The organism is Trinickia sp. (assembly GCF_036503415.1).
Taxonomy (GTDB): Bacteria; Pseudomonadota; Gammaproteobacteria; order Burkholderiales; family Burkholderiaceae; genus Trinickia.
This window is the reverse complement of the sequence record NZ_DASXWY010000152.1, coordinates 1-19,422: the sequence shown is the minus strand read 5'-3', so window position 1 is coordinate 19,422 and position 19,422 is coordinate 1. Positions and strand designations below refer to the sequence as shown.

17 protein-coding genes are annotated in these 19,422 nt (G+C 64.8%); 11 read left to right on the top strand and 6 right to left on the bottom strand.

Annotated features, from left to right (window positions below; all coding sequences use genetic code 11):
• Window positions 1-9: 9 nt before the first annotated feature.
• The gene (locus VGL01_RS18690) at window positions 10-2,280 is read right to left on the bottom strand and encodes an NADP-dependent malic enzyme (RefSeq protein WP_331571934.1); all 2,271 of its coding nucleotides are present in this window, start codon (window positions 2,278-2,280) and stop codon (window positions 10-12) included.
• A gap of 302 nt (window positions 2,281-2,582) precedes the next feature.
• Between VGL01_RS18690 and VGL01_RS18685 the strand changes: the two genes are divergently transcribed.
• Window positions 2,583-3,269: an orotate phosphoribosyltransferase gene (locus tag VGL01_RS18685; RefSeq protein ID WP_173259619.1), complete on the top strand. Its 687-nt coding sequence runs from the start codon at window positions 2,583-2,585 to the stop codon at window positions 3,267-3,269.
• 78 nt (window positions 3,270-3,347) lie between these two features.
• Here the strand turns inward: VGL01_RS18685 and VGL01_RS18680 are convergent, their stop codons facing one another.
• A complete protein-coding gene (locus tag VGL01_RS18680; RefSeq protein ID WP_331571967.1) occupies window positions 3,348-3,986 on the bottom strand; it encodes a response regulator in 639 nt (212 codons plus the stop codon).
• A gap of 281 nt (window positions 3,987-4,267) precedes the next feature.
• On the opposite strand from VGL01_RS18680, the gene VGL01_RS18675 reads away from it, so the two are divergent.
• The 5 genes from VGL01_RS18675 to VGL01_RS18655 all read left to right on the top strand — a co-directional run bounded on the left by VGL01_RS18675 (window position 4,268) and on the right by VGL01_RS18655 (window position 10,102).
• Window positions 4,268-4,903, top strand: a complete 636-nt coding sequence (locus VGL01_RS18675) for a YbhB/YbcL family Raf kinase inhibitor-like protein (RefSeq protein ID WP_331571933.1) — start codon at window positions 4,268-4,270, stop codon at window positions 4,901-4,903.
• A gap of 120 nt (window positions 4,904-5,023) precedes the next feature.
• A complete protein-coding gene (gene argC / locus VGL01_RS18670; protein ID WP_331571932.1) occupies window positions 5,024-5,974 on the top strand; it encodes an N-acetyl-gamma-glutamyl-phosphate reductase in 951 nt (316 codons plus the stop codon).
• A gap of 462 nt (window positions 5,975-6,436) precedes the next feature.
• Window positions 6,437-7,798: a DUF2957 domain-containing protein gene (locus tag VGL01_RS18665; RefSeq protein ID WP_331571930.1), complete on the top strand. Its 1,362-nt coding sequence runs from the start codon at window positions 6,437-6,439 to the stop codon at window positions 7,796-7,798.
• 153 nt (window positions 7,799-7,951) lie between these two features.
• Window positions 7,952-9,172, top strand: coding sequence for a DUF2957 domain-containing protein (locus VGL01_RS18660; RefSeq protein ID WP_331571927.1), 1,221 nt, complete (start codon window positions 7,952-7,954; stop codon window positions 9,170-9,172).
• A gap of 96 nt (window positions 9,173-9,268) precedes the next feature.
• Window positions 9,269-10,102 (top strand): OmpW/AlkL family protein, encoded by an 834-nt coding sequence (locus tag VGL01_RS18655; RefSeq protein ID WP_331571925.1) that lies wholly within the window; start codon window positions 9,269-9,271, stop codon window positions 10,100-10,102.
• A 318-nt stretch (window positions 10,103-10,420) separates the two neighbouring features.
• Here VGL01_RS18655 and VGL01_RS18650 read toward each other — a convergent pair whose 3' ends face one another.
• Window positions 10,421-10,885 carry a response regulator gene (locus VGL01_RS18650; protein WP_331571923.1) on the bottom strand — a complete coding sequence of 155 codons (465 nt, stop codon included), beginning with the start codon at window positions 10,883-10,885 and terminating at the stop codon, window positions 10,421-10,423.
• A 450-nt stretch (window positions 10,886-11,335) separates the two neighbouring features.
• On the opposite strand from VGL01_RS18650, the gene VGL01_RS18645 reads away from it, so the two are divergent.
• Together VGL01_RS18645 and VGL01_RS18640 are read left to right on the top strand one after the other, a co-directional pair.
• Window positions 11,336-11,794, top strand: a complete 459-nt coding sequence (locus VGL01_RS18645; RefSeq protein WP_414720295.1) for a DUF2844 domain-containing protein — start codon at window positions 11,336-11,338, stop codon at window positions 11,792-11,794.
• A gap of 13 nt (window positions 11,795-11,807) precedes the next feature.
• Window positions 11,808-13,079, top strand: coding sequence for a DUF3443 domain-containing protein (locus tag VGL01_RS18640; RefSeq protein ID WP_331571921.1), 1,272 nt, complete (start codon window positions 11,808-11,810; stop codon window positions 13,077-13,079).
• Here the strand turns inward: VGL01_RS18640 and VGL01_RS18635 are convergent.
• The gene (locus tag VGL01_RS18635) at window positions 13,073-14,107 is read right to left on the bottom strand and encodes a LysR family transcriptional regulator (RefSeq protein WP_414720294.1); all 1,035 of its coding nucleotides are present in this window, start codon (window positions 14,105-14,107) and stop codon (window positions 13,073-13,075) included. The genes VGL01_RS18640 and VGL01_RS18635 overlap by 7 nt on opposite strands.
• A 98-nt stretch (window positions 14,108-14,205) precedes the next feature.
• Here VGL01_RS18635 and VGL01_RS18630 point away from each other — a divergent pair, with 98 nt between their 5' ends.
• Window positions 14,206-15,486: an MFS transporter gene (locus VGL01_RS18630; protein ID WP_331571919.1), complete on the top strand. Its 1,281-nt coding sequence runs from the start codon at window positions 14,206-14,208 to the stop codon at window positions 15,484-15,486.
• Between the two features lie 24 nt (window positions 15,487-15,510).
• Here VGL01_RS18630 and VGL01_RS18625 read toward each other — a convergent pair whose 3' ends face one another.
• Entirely contained in the window at window positions 15,511-16,149 is a 639-nt protein-coding gene (locus tag VGL01_RS18625) for a LysE family translocator (protein ID WP_331571917.1), read from the bottom strand.
• A gap of 162 nt (window positions 16,150-16,311) precedes the next feature.
• Here VGL01_RS18625 and VGL01_RS18620 point away from each other — a divergent pair, with 162 nt between their 5' ends.
• Window positions 16,312-17,100 (top strand): Mut7-C RNAse domain-containing protein, encoded by a 789-nt coding sequence (locus VGL01_RS18620; protein ID WP_331571915.1) that lies wholly within the window; start codon window positions 16,312-16,314, stop codon window positions 17,098-17,100.
• Between the two features lie 490 nt (window positions 17,101-17,590).
• Complete coding sequence (locus tag VGL01_RS18615; protein WP_331571913.1) at window positions 17,591-19,237, top strand: NRAMP family divalent metal transporter; 1,647 nt, start codon at window positions 17,591-17,593, stop codon at window positions 19,235-19,237.
• A 50-nt stretch (window positions 19,238-19,287) separates the two neighbouring features.
• Here VGL01_RS18615 and VGL01_RS18610 read toward each other — a convergent pair.
• A partial coding sequence (locus VGL01_RS18610) for a class I fructose-bisphosphate aldolase (protein ID WP_331571963.1) occupies window positions 19,288-19,422 on the bottom strand: 135 nt, incomplete at its 5' end.

Below are 19,422 nucleotides of genomic sequence, written 5' to 3'. Positions count from 1 at the left end.
GCGCCGGCGTTACTGCACGCGCGCGTTGGCTGCCGCGACCGCCGTCATGTTGATGATCCGGCGCACCGTCGCCGCGGGCGTCAGGATATGGACAGGCTTGGCCGCACCGAGCAGGAACGGGCCGACCGTCACGCCTTCTCCGCCCACCATCTTCAGCAGGTTATAGGTGATGTTGGCCGCCTCGACGTTCGGCATGATGAGCAGGTTCGCCTCGCCGGTCAGCGTCGTACCCGGGAACGATTGTTTGCGGATTGCTTCGGACAGTGCCGCGTCGCCGTGCATTTCGCCGTCCACCTCGAGCTCCGGCGCGCGCGCCGCGATCAACTTGCGCGCCGCCGCCATGCGCTGCGACGATGCCGAGGGCGTGCTGCCGAAGTTCGAGTTCGACAGCAATGCGATCTTCGGCGCGATGCCGAAACGCTCGATCTCGCGGGCGGCAAGGACGGCCATGTCGGCCAGTTGCTCGGCGCTCGGTACCTCGTTGACGTAGGTATCGCAGATGAACAGATTGCGGCCCGGCAGCATCAGCAGGTTCATCGCGGCATAGTGCTCGGCTTGCGCCGCGCGGCCCAACACCTGATCGATGAACTTCAGATGGCTGTGATAGGTGTCGATGAGGCCGCAGATCATGCCGTCGGCGTAACCGAGGTGCACGAGAATCGCACCGATCAGCGTGTTGAACTTGCGCATCGCGGCCTTCGCGACGTCCGGCGTCACGCCTTCGCGCGCGCCGATCTCGTGGTAGGCCTGCCAGCACTGCTGATAGCGCGGATCGTCTTCCGGATTGACGATGTCGAAATCGACTCCGCCCTTGAGCTTCGAGCCCATCTTCTTCAGGCGCATTTCAATGACGGCGGGGCGCCCGATGATGATCGGCTTTGCAATGCCTTCCGTCAGCACGAACTGCGCGGCGCGCAGCACGCGCTCGTCCTCGCCTTCCGCGAACACGATGCGTGCGGCCTTTTGCTTGGCCGCCGCAAAGACGGGGCGCATGACCATCCCGGTTCGGTAGACCGTGGCGCCGAGCTGCTCCCGGTACGCATCCATGTCCTGGATCGGGCGCGTGGCGACCCCCGAATCCATCGCAGCCTGGGCAACCGCCGGCGCGATCTTGATGATCAGGCGCGGATCGAACGGCTTCGGAATCAAATACTCGGGCCCGAATTCGAGCGAATGACCCTCGTAGGCCTTGGCGACTTCATCGCCCTGGTCCGTCTCCTCGGCCAGCTCCGCGATGGCGCGTACACAGGCGAGCTTCATCTCCTCGGTGATCGTCGTCGCGCCGACATCGAGCGCGCCGCGGAAGATGAACGGAAAGCAGAGAACGTTGTTGACCTGGTTCGGATAGTCCGAGCGGCCCGTGGCGATGATGACGTCGGGGCGCGCGGCCTTCGCGTCCTCGGGGCGAATTTCGGGCTCGGGGTTCGCCAGCGCGAGGATCAGCGGCTTCGCGCCCATCTTCTTGACCATGTCGGGCTTGAGCACGCCGGCGCTCGAGCAGCCGAGGAAGACGTCGGCCGATTCGATCGCGTCGTCGAGCGTGCGTGCCTCGGTCTTGGCCGCGTAGCGCTCCTTCGACGGATCGAGGTTGCCGCGGCCCTGATAGATGACACCCTTCGAATCGACGACGAGGATGTTTTCCCGCGTGAGCCCCAGGTTGACGAGCAGGTCGAGACAGGCAATGGCCGCGGCGCCCGCGCCCGAGCAGACGAGCTTCACGCGCGACAGCTCCTTGCCGACGACCTTCAGACCGTTCAGGATGGCCGCGGACGCAATGATGGCGGTGCCGTGCTGGTCGTCATGAAAGACCGGAATCTTCATGCGCTCGCGCAGCTTCTTCTCGATATAGAAGCACTCGGGCGCCTTGATGTCTTCGAGGTTGATGCCGCCGAGCGTCGGCTCGAGCATCGCAATGGCCTCGACGAGCTTGTCAGGGTCCGACTCGGCGAGTTCGATGTCGAAGACATCGATGCCCGCGAATTTCTTGAAGAGACACCCCTTGCCTTCCATCACCGGCTTCGCCGCGAGCGGGCCGATGTTGCCGAGTCCGAGCACGGCCGTGCCGTTGGTCACGACACCGACGAGATTGCCGCGCGAGGTGTACTTTTGCGCGTCGAGCGGATCCGCGTGAATCGCTTCGCACGCGGCAGCGACACCGGGCGAGTAGGCGAGCGAGAGATCGAGCTGGTTCGACAGCGGCTTGGTCGGCGTCACCGAAATCTTGCCGGGCCGGGGATTCTGATGATACGAGAGGGCGCTTTGCTTCAGTTGTTCGTCCATGATTGACCTGCAAGACGTAATGAATATGGCCCGCGCGCGCCGAAGGGCTCCCGCCGGAAGACGAGGGCCCGCACGCCGTCGGCCGGCACGGTGAGGGCCCGCGGCGTCCTGGCTGCACGCCGCCCGCGCGCCGGCAGCGTTTGCGGGGGTGCTAGTGTACACCTCCCCGGCGGGCCGGCCGGCACCCGCCCCAACTCGGGTAAAATACGCCCCCTGTGCGCGCACGAGCGCGCCGCCGGCTCTTTCGGGCTGCTTCCCGGGCCATTGCGCCCGCCGCGGCCCCTCTCCCCAAGGACTCGCCCATGACAGGCTTCGATCGCCAAACGATCTCCGATACGACCGCCAAGATGCTGCTCGAAGTGCAGGCGGTGCACTTCAATGCCGAAAAACCGTTCATCTTCACGTCCGGCTGGGCCAGCCCGGTGTATATCGACTGCCGCAAGCTGATCTCGTATCCGCGCGTGCGCCGCGGCTTGATGGAGATGGCGGAAGCGACAATTTTGCGCGACGTCGGCTACGAGCAGATCGACGCTGTCGCGGGCGGCGAAACCGCCGGCATCCCGTTCGCGGCGTGGATCGCCGACCGCATGATGCTGCCGATGCAGTACGTGCGCAAAAAGCCCAAGGGGTTCGGGCGCAATGCGCAGATCGAAGGGCTGCTCGAGGAAGGATCGCGCGTGCTGCTCGTCGAAGATCTCACGACGGACAGCCGCAGCAAGATCAACTTCATCAACGCGCTGCGCACGGCCGGCGCACGCGTGAACCACTGCTTCGTCCTCTTTCACTACAACATCTTCAAGGAAAGCGTGTCGGTGCTCAAAGACATCGACGTGGACCTGCACGCGCTCGCCACGTGGTGGGACGTGTTGCGTGTGGCGAAGGCGTCGGGCTACTTCGAAGCGAAAACGCTCGATGAAGTCGAGAAGTTCCTGCACGCGCCGGCCGAATGGTCCGCCGCGCACGGTGGCGCAACGGCCGCACCGCAGTAAGCCGAAGCAAACCGCCGTTCGGTGCACTGAGCGCGGCGAACCCGGTTGACAAACGCCCGTCTTCGCGACGGGCGTTTGTCATTGCGCCGACGATAGATGGCTCAGCCCGGCCGACTGCGCGTACTGGAAGAGCTCCGAATCCCGCGCGAGGCCGAGCTTGCGCAGTGCCGCTGTCTTCTGTGTGCTGACTGTCTTGATGCTGCGGTTGAGCCGCTCAGCGATCTCTTTCATAGTCATGCCGCCCGCGAACAGACGCACGACCTCGAGTTCGCGCGGCGAGAGCGGGGCCTGCTCGCCACGCCCGCCCCCGGCGTTCATCGCCTCGAGCGCCGCGCGCACGGTCGGGCCCGCGTAAGGAAGGCCGCGCGCCACATGGCGAACCGCCAAGCCGATGTGAGACAGATCGTCGGCCTTGCTCACGATGGCGACGACGCCGAGTTCGCCGAGCCGCCGAATCAGCGCGGCGTTTTCGAGCATCGTCAGGACGACGACCGGCAGCGCGGGAAAATGCCGCCGCAAATAGCCGATGAGCGGCAGCCCGTCGCCATGGCGGCCGCCCGGCATCGCCAGATCGGTGACGAGCGCGTCGCACGCGACTTGCGCCAACGTCTTGACGAGATCGGTGGACTGGCGCACCTCGGCCACGACGTCGATATCGGGGAAGCGCGCGAGCGCATGCCGCGCACCGAGCAAAATGACCGGATGATCGTCGGCCATGACGACGCGGATGCGCGCCCCGGGTGCGGGCGCGCTCGTAGGCGCCAACGGGGACGGTTCGATAAGCTCGTTCTCGTTCATGAATCCGGATGTCGTGGAGGGGATCGCCGGTGCCGGGCAGACTCCGCGCCAAAGCCGCCGCGCGGCGTGTTGCCCGCGCGACAGCCCGCTCCGGCAGAGAGCCCAAATGTTAGACTCGATTCCGGCCCGGAAGACCGGTTCGGGCCATTAATCACCGCTACGGACGCGCGGTCTCGCGACTCCCGGGGGAGAAACGGCTCATGCTCAAGCCATGCTCGGTCATTGCATCGGTGTGGTTTCGGTTTCGGTTTCGATTTCGGTTTCTGCTCCGCGCGCGGGGAGGGGCCGCGGCGCTCGCCTGGGCGACGCTCGGTCTCGCAGGGTGCGGCATCCCCGCCGCATGGGCCGAGAGCACTTTCACGGTGACGAGCAAGGATCTGCCGCCCGGCGAGCCGCTCGGCAACGCGTTCGTCTACGACAAGAACGGCTGCCACGGGTTGAACCGCTCGCCGCAGTTGCAGTGGAGCGGCGAGCCGCCGGGCACCCGGAGCTTCGCGGTCACGATGGTGGACATCGACGCACCGGGGCCGGGCTGGTGGCACTGGGCCGTTGCCGGTATTCCCGCGAGCGTTCACGCGCTGCCCACGCAGGCGAGCGGCTCGGACCGGCTCAAGCAAATGGGTGCGATCGAGGCGCGCAACGACTATGACGATGCTTCCGGCTACGGCGGCCCCTGCCCGCCTCCTGGCAAACCGCACCGCTATGTCGTCACCGTCTATGCGCTGAACACGGTCGATTTGCGGCTCGCCGCCGGCCGGCCCGCGCTGATGTTCGAGCATGAGATCGGTACGGCGACGCTCGCAAAGGCCCGCATCACGGTAACGTACGGCCGCTGAGCCCAGCATTCGCGCCGACCGCCTCGAAATTGCCCGGCTTTCGCGCCAAGGCCGTAAAATCACGGTTTGGGCGCGCGGCAGCGCCGTCTATGTCAATCCGGTGAAACCAGCGAGATCGAAATGAGCACCAAAGTTTTTGTCGATGGGCAGGAAGGCACGACTGGCCTGAAGATTTACGAGTACCTGTCGCGACGTGCCGATATCGAAATCCTGCGGATCGACGAGGCCAAGCGCAAGGACATCGACGAACGTCGCCGGCTCATCAACGCATCCGATGTCACGTTCCTCTGCTTGCCCGATGTCGCCTCGCGCGAATCGGTCGGCCTCGTCGATAACGACAAGACGGTGGTCATCGACGCCAGTACGGCGTTTCGCACACATGCCGATTGGGCGTACGGGCTGCCCGAACTCACGCGTACGCAGCGAGAGCGGATTCGTCGCGCCAAGCGCGTTGCCGTGCCGGGTTGCCATGCTTCGGCGTTCGTGCTCGCCATGCGGCCGCTCGTCGAGGCAGGCGTCGTCACACCCGCGTTCACGGCGCATGCGTATTCGATCACCGGGTACAGCGGCGGCGGCAAGAAGATGATCGCCGAGTACGAGGCCAGCCCGCCCGTTGCGAAGCTCGCGAGCCCGCGTCCGTATGCCCTCGCGCTCGGTCACAAGCACCTGCCCGAAATGACCGTGCACGGTGGGCTCCAGGCGACGCCTGTTTTCACGCCGATCGTCGGCAATTTCTATAAGGGCCTCGCCGTCACGACGTCGTTCTCGGCGGCCGAACTCGGCAAACGCGTCACGCCGCGCGACGTGCAAGCGCTCTATGCCGAGTACTACGCCGGCGAAGCGTTCGTGCGCGTCGCGCCGTTCGACGCCGAGGACAACCTCGATGCCGGTTTTTTCGACGTACAAGCCTCCAACGAGACGAACCGAGTCGACCTCTTCGTGTTCGGCAACGAGGAACGCTTCGTGACCGTGGCGCGGCTCGACAATCTCGGCAAAGGCGCTTCAGGCGCGGCGATCCAATGTATGAATCTCTGTATCGGTGCAGCCGAAGATTCGGGTCTCGCCCGCTGATTTGCTAGCGCAATTGCTTTTCAGATTGCTTCCGGTAAAGCCGGCCTCCAATGGCCGGCTTTATTTTTTTCGCGCCACCGCAATTGGAAAGGTCAACGTCAGACTAGCCGGCAAGGCGTAACTTTCGTAACCAAAGTTTGCAAATCTCCACAAAGCCGAATTAAACGAAGCCGGCGCGCCTCGGGAATCTCCGTATTTTCATCGTCATTGTTCCGAGCCTTGCGGCACCCGCGTGCCGCCTCGCTCCCGCCCTGCGCCACTTCATGTGCCGTGCCAATGTTGCGCGATCGATCCAGCGCTTGAAACGCTTTTTCGTTTCAATTCGTCCGAACGAGGCCGCCCCGTATTAGTTGACGGCCGGCGCGGCCGTTTGAATTAGCTTTTTTAGACGCCTTTATCAATTGACAGAAAAAAAATGCACGGCGACATTACGCCGCATAACGAGATCAGGGAGACAAAGGCATGCAAACTGCCATTTCAAGGGGCTTGCTGTCGGTACTCGTCAGCATTCCCCTCGTTTCAGCTTGCTCGGGCGGCTCGAGCACCTCCGCATCCACCTCGGGCGCGTCCCAGTGCTCCGGTGCCAGTTGCGGCATTCAGGGCGCACCGACGTCGGCCGCGATCCAGCCGCTTTGCCCAACCGAAGCGAGCATCGCTCAGAACACCTATCTTGGCGGCGCCGGCAGCGGTGAGATCGTCAGCCTGAAGATCGATCCGACTTCGATGAGCTATACGCTCAAGTGGCTCGAATCCCCGATTCCGCTGACGGCAGGGCAAGTCACGCCGACACGCGCCGGCGCGACGATCACGGGTGCCGTCACCCATCGCACGGATTTGCCGAGCGCGGAGCAAAACCGCTGCGCGTTCGTCCTGCAACCGGGCAACGGGACCGCGAGCGACGGTTCCGCTTATGCGACGACCGGCAGTTTCAACGCGAGCAACCCGCCGACGATCTTCGTGGGCTACGGCGTGGCAGGCGGCGGCATCCCGGGCGCGGAGGTGCAGTACCCGGGCATCTTGGGCCTCTTCTCGGTGCCCGACCGCAAGTTCGACTTCTATCCGTTCATCGGTTTTGCCGATGTCGATACTAACCTGGCCGACCTCAAAGGCACCTACAACGGGCTCGTCTATCACCTGCAGCCTTCGGACAACTACCGCGCCGTGGGCACGAATACCACGGAGACGTTCGACGCGACCGGCAATTGCACGTCGAGCGCGGGCAGTTGCACGACGACGGGCGGCACCTGGGCGGCCGCCAGCGCGGGCAGCTACTTCACGAGCAGCAATCCCCCGCGCATCGTCGGCGGCGCGACGCTCGGCAGCGGCGCGCACGCCAACATGGTGCTCGCCAGGTTCAACGGCGCGCTCGTGCCCATCGTCGTGCGAACGGGTTACGCGAACCCCGGCACGTTGACCGTCGACGACGAGTCCGGCATCGCGATGCTGGCTGCGGCCGGCAACATCGCATCGGGCACGCTCGACGGCGGCTTCGTCGGCGCCGATTCGAACTTCAAATACACGGCCACGTTGATCCAGGGCACGTCGGGCAAGTTCGTCGATCCCCCCACGAGCACGGCCGAAAGCACGTTCACGCTCGACTATCCGTCCTCGAATCAGGGACTCCTCAGTGTGCAGGACAGCGCCGGCAACGCGGGCTTCGCGATCGCCACGGGCTTCTCGCCGAGCTCCACGGTGGGCGGCCTGTTCGCGATTCTGCTGCAGGGCACGGAAAACGGCGGCATCGCTGCGTCGTCGTCGATCGTGGGGCAGACGACGAGCTCGACGCCCTATTTCGGCATCGGCGCGTTCGCGGGCGCGCACTGAGCGCAACGCGCGGCGCTTCGAGCGGTCATTCGAATCGGCCAACGTCTACGAGGAGGCAAGCAACCCGTATCAGTCAGCACGACGAACGAAGAGGCGCGCCGACAGGGAGCCGGCCGCCCGATAACGATAAACGAAGTACAAGGAGGAACGGTTATGAGCTGGAAAGCCCTTTTGGCGCTGGCGGCAGCGCTCGTCCTGGCCGGATGCGGTGGCGGCGGAGGCGGCGGTTCGCCCGCCCCGGTCGTCGACCGGCTTTGCCCCGCATCGCTCGACTACAACACCGTCTTCACGGGCGGCGGCGGCGATGGCGAACTCGTGCAAATGCGCATCGATACGACCAAGATGACCTGGCAGGTCAACTATGTCGAGTCGCCCGTTCCACAAACCACCGGCACCGCCACGCCCACGCGTGCGGGTACTCAACAGTCGGGCACGTTGACACAGGAAACGTTGCTGCCGACGGCCAAGCAGAACCAGTGCGCGTTCTATCTGAACGGCGCGAGCCTCGATCCCAATCGGCCCGCGCGCATCTTCGTGGGCGAAGGCGTACTCGGCGGCACGATCCCGGGCAAGGAGCTGCAATACAACGGGATGGCCGGCGTCGGCGCGATTGCCGATACGACGTTCCCCTACTACCCGTTCATCGGTTTTTCCTCGCTCGAGACCAATCTCGCGAATGTGGCCGGGACCTATAACCAGCTCGGCTTTCATGAGGTGCCTTCGCAGAACTTCCTGCAGGTGGCGGTCGACACGAAGATCACGCTCAACGCGAACGGTACCTGGACCGAATGCGACAACACCGGCGTCAATGCCGGCAAGTGCCAGCAGCCCGGTACGAACTGGGTACTGTCGTCCGACGGCAGCGGGGCATTCGAAACCGACAACTTCCAGGGGCAGGCCAAGCCCACGCTCGCCAGTTCCCCGCAAGGCAAAGGCTTCATGATCGTGGGCAAGCTGCGCGGCCAGCTCGTACCGATCCTCATTCGCACCGGCTACGCCAATCCGAATCTGCTCGTCGCGGACGACGAATCGGGCATTTCGATCCTCGCGCCGCAATCGAAGATTGCCGTGAATGCGGAGGACGGGCAGTACATCGGCGTCGACAGCCAGTTCGACTACCGCGCGACGGCACTGATCGGCACACAGGCCACGATGCTCGATCCATATCACCCGTCGCAGGCATCGCTCGCCACGGCGTTGAACCTCGACTTCGCACAGAGCGTCCCCGGCGTCGTGACGTCGACCAAAGTGGGCGCGTCCTCGGCGAGCGGCAAGCTGATCTTCACGGGCGGCGTGTTCGGTTATCTCGACCAATCGAATGCATCGTCGCCCTACTTCACGATCAACGCATTCGTGCAGTTGCCGACGCAGTAGCGCACCGCAGTAACGAATCGGGCACCCGCCGCGCCCGAAGCCGCCGACGAGCGGCCGGCGCGGCACATAACAAACGCTGTACAGGGAGAGTCAACGATGAAAAAGATCCACGCCGCGGCCTGGGCCGCTTCCGCGCTCTGCGTTTCGGGCGCCGCTTACGGCCAGCACGCCGGCGAGAACGTCGTCTCGCTCGGCTGGTTCCACATCATGCCGCAGGACTCCAGCACGCCGCTCACGACCTCTGTGTCGCCCCAGCCGATCGATACTCCGCTGCGTCTGCCGAGTTCGTTCACGTCGTCGGGCAGCGGCTTGTCCACGAACAACGCCGATACGGCCGGTCTCGTCATCAGCCATTTCTTCACCGATCACATCGCGCTGACGACGGTGGCAGGCGTGCCGCCGACGTTCAAGATGTACGGCCATGGCAAGGTGGTGCCGCCCGGCCCGTCCGCTGCGCTGGGCACGGTCAATCTCGACGATCCCTCCAACGAGCCGATCGTCAAAAGCGTGCGCCAGTGGAGCCCGGCCGTCCTGCTTCAGTATTACTTCGCCTCCGCGACGGCACGCTTCAGACCGTTCGTCGGCGTCGGCGTCTCATATAACTGGTTCTCCGATATCCAGCTCAATCCGAACTTCGTGACGTCGACGCAGAACAATCTGGGCGCCGTATTGGCTGCCGGCGCGAACAAGCCCGGCGTGACGAAAGTCGAAGCCAAGGCTTCGTCTTCGTGGGCACCCGTCTTCAATGTGGGGGGCGCGTACAGCTTTTCGAAGCACTGGGGGGTGACGGCATCGCTGACTTACATCCCGCTGAAGACTAAATCGTCCGTCATCGTCAAGGCTGCGGACGGTTCGGTGCTCGGCGTAACGCAGGGCGACTTGAAGGCGAATCCGCTCATCACGTACGTCGCGCTGTCCTACAAGTTTTGATCGAGGGCGGGCGCTAGTCCGAGCCATTCTCAGGGCCGATGTTCATGGCCAATGTCAATCGGCGATTTCTGCACTACCGCCTGGCGGGATGGCCCGATTTCAGTGTTTCACGGCCGCTGCCCAGGCAGGGGTCAAGGGCCGGGGCCGGCAGCGAGACAGGCGTTTGCCCGCTACAGGCAAAAAAAAGCCCGCCAAGTTGGCGGGCTGAATCCATATCAGAGGAGACATGGAGGAGACAGTTCCAACTCTAGCAAACCGCTTGGTGCGTCGCAACACGATGCCGTAATCGAAATGGGTTTCGTTGCGCATATACAACATTCATACAAGTGTCATCGAAAGCAGAAAGTTCAACTGATCCGCGCCGACGGGTTTCACCCAGTGCACGTCGTATCCGGCCGCCATTGCCATCTCGCGGTATTGAGGCTGCCCCCATCCGGTCAACGCGATCAGCAAAAGCGGCCGCTTACCGGCGATTTCGCGCAAGCTGCGCGCGATTGCCAGATCTTCGCGCTGCGGCGTGCCGATATCGACGAACGCTGCGTCGGGCAACTGTTCGCGGGCGATCGAAAGCGCCTCGGCCGCGTCACGCGCCGGCTGCGCTTCGTATCCCATGCTCTCGATCAAGTAAGCGAGGCCCGAGAGCGCATCGGCATCGCGATCCACGATCAGGACGCGCTTGCGCTCGGCCTCGGGCGGCACGTCGACAAGCTCACGCTGCGGCAGCTCGCGCGTGCCCGGCAGTTGGCCCGGGGCTGACCCGGTCGACCGAGAGTCCGATTTCATTGTCTCGTCATCCTTGGCTCCCCGGTAGGGGACCCGATAGCGACGTCTTCTGATTCGTCGGCGCAATTGCCGCGGGAGGGGGATGTACGACGCGCCCCACCCCGAGATCCGTATTCATCTTCAGCGCCCAGTTAAAAATAGAGCTTTTTTCGGCGCGCGGACAAAGTTTTTTTCCGCCATTCGTTAGACGCGCCACGTTGGCGTCGTTTCATACGCAACCGACGATGCCGATCGGCATCGCACCCTTGTTTCGTGCGGCTCACCGTCGAAGCACGTCGAAGCGTCGAACGTTCTCGCGCTCGCCCGTCTCGCCAGTCGGTCCTCTCCGGTGCGCCGCGCCGCTCTCGCCCGGCCCATACCGCCCTAAAGTTGCGCGTCACGCTTCCGTAGACGCAGCAGCACCTCACGTGCACCCGCTCCGTTCTTTGCGTCTTGTATGAAGGAAGTGTCGTGAATTCACGCTTTTTTGCGCGCGCCGCGCGCATGCTCGTGCTTCTGCCTTGTCTCTCGAATGCGCCCGCGCACGCAGCGTTGGGCGGCCAAGCCGAAACGGTCGATGGCGACACTACCGCCATGCATGCCATTGGACACGCAAGCCGCGTGCAAGGTCTCTATATTGTTCACACCATTACGCTACCTTCCGGCACGGTCGTGCGCGAATACGTCGCGTCATCGGGCCTGGTGTTCGGCGTCGCATGGGAGGGACCCACGTTGCCCGACCTGAGGGCGACGCTCGGCGATGCGTTCGATCGCTACGTCAGCGCGAGCGCGGCAGGACGCAAAGCCGCGCTCGCCGTCGCGGCGAGCGATCTCGTCATCTATTCCGGCGGACATCTGCGGGCCTTCTCCGGACAGGCGTATCTGCCGCAGGCCTTGCCGTCCGGTGTCGACGCAAGCGTCGTTCGATAACGGGAGGCTCGCCATGCACCGAACTTTCCGGTCGATCACGCTCGCATTGGCTGCGCTCATCGCACTCGCCGTGACGGCGTGCGGGGGCGGGGGCGGGGGCGGCTCGAGCGGCGGTACAGCGTCGGCCGCCGCGTCCAACAACAATGTATCGACTACGCCGAACGGGAATACCAACGCGACGGCCCATGCCGCCAACGTTGCGCCGATCACCGTCGACAATGGCATCTCGGGCGTGCCCAACATGCCGTTCGTCAGCGTGACGGTCTGCGCGCCCGGCACGTCGAACTGCCAGACGATCGATCATGTGCTCGTCGACACCGGCTCATGGGGGCTGCGCCTGTTCGCCTCGCAACTGACGAGCGCGGCCGCACTGCCGCAGCAAACCGATGCAAGCGGCAATGCGCTCGCCGAATGCATGCAGTTCTTCGACGGCTACACGTGGGGCCCGGTGCGTCTCGCCGACGTCAAGATCTCCGGCGAAACGGCGAGCGCGCTGCCGGTGCAGCTCATCGATCCGAACTACGCCGCCGTGCCGGCGAGCTGCTCGAACACCGGTACGGCGCGTAATACACCGGGCGCACTGGCGGCAAACGGCATCCTCGGGATCGGCGTGTTCAAGCACGACTGCGGCGCCGCGTGCGCACAGCAAGCAATTGCCGGCACCTATTACGCCTGCTCGGGCACATCGTGCACGTCGATTGCCGTGGAGGAGCGCCTGCAGGTTGCCAATCCGGTCCCCTACTTTGCCACTGACAACAACGGCGTCATCGTCAGTCTTCCCGCGATCGCGCCGAGCGGCGCGACCAGCGTCGACGGTCAATTGATCTTCGGCATCGGCACCGCAGCGAACAATGGCCTGGGCTCCGCGACGGTGCTGACCGTCGACGCGATGCGCGGCGTGTTCGCCACGTCGGAGAACGGCACGACGTACGCGAGCAGCTTCATCGATAGCGGCTCGACGGGCCTCTTTTTCGCGACCAACCAGATGTCCGCGTGCGCGAGCCCCAACAGCGACTATTACTGCCCTGCCTCCACCACCCAGTTCTCCGCGATCAACCGCGGCGCGAACGGCGTGGCGAGTGCGGTCACGTTCAGTGTCGGCAATGCGAGCAACATCGCCCAGAACCGTGCGGGCGCGGCCGCGCTGCCCTTGCTCGCGGGTCCCGCTTTCGTGGGCTCTACCGTGTTCGACTGGGGGTTGCCGTTCTTTTACGGCCGCAATGTCTATGCGGCCATCGAACAGCAAAGCACACCCGGCGGCGTCGGGCCGTACTTCGCTTACTGAGGCTGCGACGATTCGGCGCGCCCCCGCGAGCCGGAACGCGGGCGCCGTGCGGATTTCGTTTCGGGCTCTGCAGGCGACGCCGGGAGCGGCTTCGCGCCCCGGAGCTGCGGTGCCACTGCCATCACGTCGATCAATGCATCGCGCAGCAGCGAAACCGGCCGCATGAGCCGTCCCGGCAAACTGCCGTGCAACAGCCAGACGTTCAGGGTGCCTTCGAAGTCCTCGACATCGAGCGGCTGCAATTGCTCGCAATACGGACTGGCGGCCAGCACGCCCGGCGTCACGACGCCGAGCCCCACGCCGCGCGCAACGAGCGAGAGTTGCAAATCCGAGCCGAATGCTTCGACTGCGACCTCGAACGGCAGACCCAACGCGCGCAGCGCCCGGCTCAGCGTCGAGCGCATGCCGCAGCCGTCCTGATTCAGCACCCATGGATGATGCGACAACTCCTCGAGCGTGGCGCGCGGTCGGCTGCCGCGGCCCGGCCGCGAACGGGCCACCTCGAACGAGCGTGGCGCGACGATGAGCGTGGGCTGCACGGCCAGCAGCGTCGCATTCAACGTGTCGGGCATCGCAAATGCGCCCGGCATCATGACAACCGCCGCATCGACCTCCGCGCGCTGCACGCGCTCGACGAGCGCCGGCGACCAGGCCGCCGTCACCCGCAGCGTGAGCTTCGCAAATGCGCTGCGCAGCCGATCGATCGGCGCCTCGAGCGCCAGCTCCGAGAGAAAGGGCGGCACACCGATCCGCAGTTCGCCGGCCGGCTCGCTATCAGGCGCGGCGACCGCGAGCAGATCGTCGACCGAGCGCAGCACCGCACGCGCCAGCGAATAGACTTCGCGGCCAGCGCCGGTCGGCTTGAGGGGTTTGCTGAACCGGTCGAGCAGCGGCACCCCCAGCGTGGTCTCGAGGTTCTGAATCCGGCGCGTGAGCCCGGGCTGCGTCAGATGCAGTTGGGCGGCGGCACGGACCATCGATCCGTTATCGACCACCGCCACGAAAGCTTGCAGATCGCGTGTGTTCAAAACAACTCCGCATAATCAATATCGACATATTTCAATTGTCGCATAACACCGGGCATCCTACGATGGGCACTCGATCGTCATTTCGAGGATTAGCCAGCATGGATGGGCCCACCGATCTCACCGATCTTTACGACGCTTGCGCGCTGCGGCCCACGCCCGCCGCAAGCGAACCGCCGCAGGCGCTGAGCGCACCGCTGACTCTGCTGTTCGCTTTCGCGGTCGGCGTCATCGTCATGAACCTCTTCGCGGCTCAACCGTTGATCGCGCCGATCGCTCAGTCGCTCGGGCTGCCGCCCGGTCTCACCGGTGCGATCTCGATGCTGCCGCAACTCGGATACGCGCTCGGGCTCGTTCTACTCGTCCCGCTGACCGATCTTCTCGAGAACCGCCGCCTGATCGTGCGCACGCTCGCGGTCTGTGCGGCGCTGCTCGCCGTGGCGATGTTCGCGCATTCGGGGACTGTCTTTCTCGCCGCGATCTTTCTGGCGGGCGCAACGTCATGCGTCATTCAAATGCTGGTGCCGATGGCGGCTTCCATGGCGCACGAAACGCATCGCGGCCGAGCCGTCGGCAACGTCATGAGCGGACTCATGCTCGGCATACTGCTCTCGCGGCCGCTGGCCAGCGTGGGCGCGGCGATGATCGGTTGGCGCGCGTTCTACGGCGTCGCCGCCGCCGCTGACGCGGTGTTGGCGCTGGTCCTCGCATCGCTGTTGCCAAAGCGCACCCCCACCGCCGTTGCGCACTACGGCGCGCTGCTGCGCTCGCTGCTGACGCTGCTTTTGACCGAACGGGTCTTGCGGCGGCGCTCGCTTTCGGCCGCGCTGGGAATGGGGGCGTTCAGCGCGTTCTGGACCGGTATCGGTCTCAGGCTCACGCATGCGCCGTTCGGACTGAACCTCTACGAGATCGGGGTGTTCGCCCTCGCTGGCGCTGCCGGCGTGGTGGCGACACCGCTTGCCGGTTACGCCGGGGACAGGCGCGCCGGGCGTCTGGCGCTGCGCATCGGTCACTCGAGCATGCTCGCGGCGTGGATCGCGAGCGGCATTGCAGGTGCGGGATGGTTCGGGTTCGCGGCCGATGCGCACCGTGCCTTGGCGTTGGGCCTCTTGGTGGCGGGCGCGGCGACGCTCGATGCCGGCGTCGTGACGGATCAGACGTTGGGCCGCCGCGCGATCAATCTCATGAACGCGGCCGCGCGCGGCAGACTCAACGGGCTGTTCGTCGGCATCTTCTTCGTCGGAGGCGCGCTTGGCGCATCGCTCGCAGGTATGGCCTGGGCGTGGGCGGGCTGGAGCGGAGTCTGCATCGTGGGCCTTGCGTTTGCCGCCGCTGCGTTCGCACTCGGTCTCTTGCCCCAGCGGGGCGAGACCGAATGAATGCGGCATCGAACCGCGCCGATGTCAGTGCCTGACGAGTGCCATCATGGCGCCGAAGCCGACGAAAACACCGCCCGTCAGCCGGTTGAACACCTTGGTGACGCGCTCGCTGCGCAGCGTCGCGCCAATGCGCAAACCGAAGGCCGCATAGACGAGGTACCAGCTGACCTCGATGACGGCGAACGTCGCGACGAGCACGCCGAACTGCGGCAGCGTGGGCTTGCTCGCGTCGATGAACTGCGGCAGCAGCGCCGCGGCAAAGAGGATCGCCTTCGGGTTGCTGCTCGCCACGAGAAAGCCGTTGCGATAGAGCGCGGGAAGCGAGCGCACCGGTGGTGCCGTCTGACGCGACTCGCGCGCGTCAGCGGCCGGTGCCTGAGGCGCGCTGCGCCATGCCTTCACGCCGAGATAGACGAGATAGCCCGCACCGATCAGGCGCAACGCATCGAACATCGCCGGCCACGCTTGCAGGAAAACACCGAGGCCCGCCGCCGAGACGGCGAGCATGAGCACGAGCGCCGACAGGCATCCGGCCATCGTGGCGCTGGCGCGGCGCAGGCCATGCTGGGCGCTCGAGGTCATGACGAGCAACATGTTCGGCCCGGGAATGGCCGACACCACGAACACCGTGGCCACGAAAAGCCACCAGGTATGAAGACTCATGACGGCAGCGCTCCTTGAAGGGGATGGCGGATGAACAAGCCGATACACCGAAACGCGATTATCTGCCGCATGAAGCGCGCACACCCGGCACGGTCGCACCGAATCCCACCGTGACGGTTGGCGCGGCTCACGTCGCGGCCGGGGAGGTGCGATACTGCTGCGATGTCGCCTGTTACCGCCACGTTCCGGTTTTACGAGGAACTGAACGATTTTCTCGCGCCTTCCCAGCGCCGGCGCGAATTCAGCTGCGCCTGCGCGCGCGCCGCCACGGCCAAGCACATGATCGAAGCACTGGGCGTCCCCCACACGGAGGTCGAACTGATTCTCGTCAACGGCGAATCGGTTGCATTCGACCACGCGCTTCAAGATGGCGACCGGGTAGCGGTCTATCCGAAATTCGAGGCGTTCGATATCACGCCGCTGCTGCGTCTGCGACCCGAGCCGCTGCGGACCATCCGTTTCGTCGCCGACGCTCATCTGGGCGGGCTCGCGCAGCTGCTGCGCCTCGCGGGGTTCGACACGCTTTACGACAACCATTTCGCCGACGACGAGATCGAGACGCTCGCACTGGCCGAGGCACGCATCGTCCTGTCGCGCGACCGCGAGCTTCTGAAGCGTCGCACCATCACGCATGGCTGCTACGTCCGCGCGCTCAAACCCGAGGCGCAGTTGCGCGAGCTTTACCGCCGCCTGGACCTTGCCCGGAGCACGCGCGCTTTTCGGCTTTGTCTGACGTGCAACGCCCCGCTGCGGCCCATCGACAAGGAAGCCGTTCGCGAGCGGGTACCCGACGGCGTGTTCGAGCGGCAGACGCGGTTCGCGACCTGCGATGTATGCCGGCGCGTCTTCTGGGAGGGTTCGCATTGGAAGCGCATGCGTACGCTCGTCGATTCGGTCATGACCGAAGGAAGTGGCGACGCCGCCGACGGTCCGGTAGTCGATGGTCGATAGTCGATAGTCGATAGTCAGCACAACTAACGAACGGCTGTTGCCCCACCGCAACGGCCTCCCGCGAAAACCGTCTCTCGCAGCGGTACCGGTGCGCGAAAACACCCATTCCCGGCACGGTTCGTGTTGACTCATCTCAAAATGAGCCACTAAAATGCAACTAATCTCACAAGTGGGGCATATGCCTTGGACAGTTGCAGTAGTCGACCTTCGAACGGTTTTTCTGCCTGAGCGGCACGACGCCACGCGCTGATTCCTTCCATTAGCCGCCGTCTCGCCTCCCAGGCAGACGGTGCGCATCGCAGTATTCCGTAGCAGTTTTTCTCCGCGCATCGATTCGAATGGCCTTTTCGCGCCGTCGGGTTGCGCGCGCTCGCTTTCGCGCGAACGCATGCCACCGACGGGCCGGACCGGGCGTGTCCGCAGGCGTCCAAGCGCTATGCCTTTGTTGCTTTTTCAAGCAGGACCCGGCATGACCGCGGAGAAAACAATCATGTCCACACCCGCACAAGTCGCTACTACGCGCAGCGCCGCCCTCGATGACGCCCATGTCGGCGACATCCGGGGCGCTTTTGGCACGATCGCGCACCACGATACGGCGCCGCGCCGCAACTGGGCCGCGCGCATTCGGACGCTGCTCGCCATCCTCGGCCCCGGCCTCATCGTGATGGTCGGCGACAACGATGCGGGCGCCTTCGGCATCTACACCCAGGCCGGACAAAACTACGGCACGGCGCTGTTATGGACGCTCGCCCTGCTCGTCCCGGTGCTCTACGTCAATCAGGAGATGGTGCTGCGCCTCGGCGCCGTGACCGGCGTAGGCCACGCACGGCTCATCTTCGAGCGGTTCGGCAAGTTCTGGGGCGCCTTCAGCGTCATCGACCTGTTCCTGCTCAATGCGCTCACGATCGTCACCGAGTTCATCGGCATCACGTTCGCGCTCGATTTTCTCGGCATTTCGAAGTTCGTCGGCGTCGGCATTGCCGCGCTGTTGACGATGGTCGCGGTCGGCACCGGCGATTTTCGGCGCTTCGAGCGGTTCGCCATCGTCCTTTGCGTGGGGAGCCTGCTGCTCGTGCCGGTGCTGGTATCCATCCATCCGCCGATCCACGTGATCGCACGCGATTTCGCGGTGCCGCGCTGGCCCGCTCACGCGCGGCTCGCCGATGTGATGCTGCTCGTGATCGGCATCGTCGGCACCACGGTCGCGCCGTGGCAGCTGTTCTTTCAGCAGAGCTACGTGATCGACAAGCGCATTACGCCCCGCTTCATGAAGTATGAAAAGGTCGATCTCTGGATCGGAATCGCGCTCGTCGTGATCGGCGCGGTGGCGATGATGGCGTTCACCGCGGCGCTCTTCTCGGGCCGCCCCGAAGCCGGCCAATTCACCGATGCGCGCGGCGTCATCGACGGGCTGCACCAATACGTGGGCCGCATGCCGGCGACGATTTTCGCGGTCGCCCTGCTCGATGCCTCGATCATCGGCGCGGCCGCCGTCTCGCTTTCGACCGCCTACGCGATCGGCGACGTATTCGGCATTCGCCATTCGCTGCACCGGAGCGTGGCCGACGCCAAGGGCTTTTATCTCGTCTATTTCGGCATCGTCGTGCTGGCCGCCGCACTCGTGCTGATGCCCGGCAGCCCGCTCGGCCTGTTGACCGAGGCCGTTCAAACGCTGGCCGGTGTCCTGCTGCCGAGCGCCACCGTGTTCCTGCTGCTGCTTTGCAACGACCGTGCGGTACTGGGCCCCTGGGTCAACTCGGGGCGGCTGAACTTTTTCACCGGCACCGTCGTCGCGGCACTCGTCGTGCTGTCGATCATATTGACAGCGGCCACCGTCTATCCGGATCTCTCCGGCGAGACCATCGTTGCCATGTTGATTGCGGGCGCGTCGGCCTCGGCTCTCGGCTACGCCGTCATTCGCTTCATGCAGCGCCGCGAGAATATGGGCCAGCAGCATGCCAAGGACGACGGCGATGCCGTGGTCGCGCGCGAGCAATGGCGGATGCCGCCGCTCGACACGCTCCCTGCGCCGCGGCTCAGCTTCTCGACGCGTGTCTGGATGGGCGCCCTGCGCGGTTATCTCGCGATTGCGGTCGGTCTCGTCATCGTCAAAGTCGTGCAAATGGCGCTGCACTGACTGCACTGACGAGTGAGAAAGAACCTGCCGCACGGGCAGGTTCTTTCGCGTCAGGACGTCGATTCGTCTTTGGCGTCGTATCGACCGAGCGATGCCGCCGAATTCAAGCGTGCACGTTTGGACAGCGCTCGTTGAGCCTCGGACACGTTCGCGGGTTGCCCGCGCCAGATTTTCAGCGGCGGCTC

What these genes read in the sequence shown, in the direction of transcription:
- VGL01_RS18625 (WP_331571917.1), bottom strand. Translation starts at nt 16,149, where the DNA reads ATGAGTCTTCATACCTGGTGGCTTTTCGTGGCCACGGTGTTCGTGGTG.
- VGL01_RS18620 (WP_331571915.1), top strand. Translation starts at nt 16,312, where the DNA reads ATGTCGCCTGTTACCGCCACGTTCCGGTTTTACGAGGAACTGAACGAT.
- VGL01_RS18630 (WP_331571919.1), top strand. Translation starts at nt 14,206, where the DNA reads ATGGATGGGCCCACCGATCTCACCGATCTTTACGACGCTTGCGCGCTG.
- VGL01_RS18665 (WP_331571930.1), top strand. Translation starts at nt 6,437, where the DNA reads ATGCAAACTGCCATTTCAAGGGGCTTGCTGTCGGTACTCGTCAGCATT.
- VGL01_RS18615 (WP_331571913.1), top strand. Translation starts at nt 17,591, where the DNA reads ATGTCCACACCCGCACAAGTCGCTACTACGCGCAGCGCCGCCCTCGAT.
- VGL01_RS18690 (WP_331571934.1), bottom strand. Translation starts at nt 2,280, where the DNA reads ATGGACGAACAACTGAAGCAAAGCGCCCTCTCGTATCATCAGAATCCC.
- VGL01_RS18675 (WP_331571933.1), top strand. Translation starts at nt 4,268, where the DNA reads ATGCTCAAGCCATGCTCGGTCATTGCATCGGTGTGGTTTCGGTTTCGG.
- argC (WP_331571932.1), top strand. Translation starts at nt 5,024, where the DNA reads ATGAGCACCAAAGTTTTTGTCGATGGGCAGGAAGGCACGACTGGCCTG.
- VGL01_RS18660 (WP_331571927.1), top strand. Translation starts at nt 7,952, where the DNA reads ATGAGCTGGAAAGCCCTTTTGGCGCTGGCGGCAGCGCTCGTCCTGGCC.
- VGL01_RS18685 (WP_173259619.1), top strand. Translation starts at nt 2,583, where the DNA reads ATGACAGGCTTCGATCGCCAAACGATCTCCGATACGACCGCCAAGATG.
- VGL01_RS18655 (WP_331571925.1), top strand. Translation starts at nt 9,269, where the DNA reads ATGAAAAAGATCCACGCCGCGGCCTGGGCCGCTTCCGCGCTCTGCGTT.
- VGL01_RS18680 (WP_331571967.1), bottom strand. Translation starts at nt 3,986, where the DNA reads ATGGCCGACGATCATCCGGTCATTTTGCTCGGTGCGCGGCATGCGCTC.
- VGL01_RS18650 (WP_331571923.1), bottom strand. Translation starts at nt 10,885, where the DNA reads ATGAAATCGGACTCTCGGTCGACCGGGTCAGCCCCGGGCCAACTGCCG.
- VGL01_RS18640 (WP_331571921.1), top strand. Translation starts at nt 11,808, where the DNA reads ATGCACCGAACTTTCCGGTCGATCACGCTCGCATTGGCTGCGCTCATC.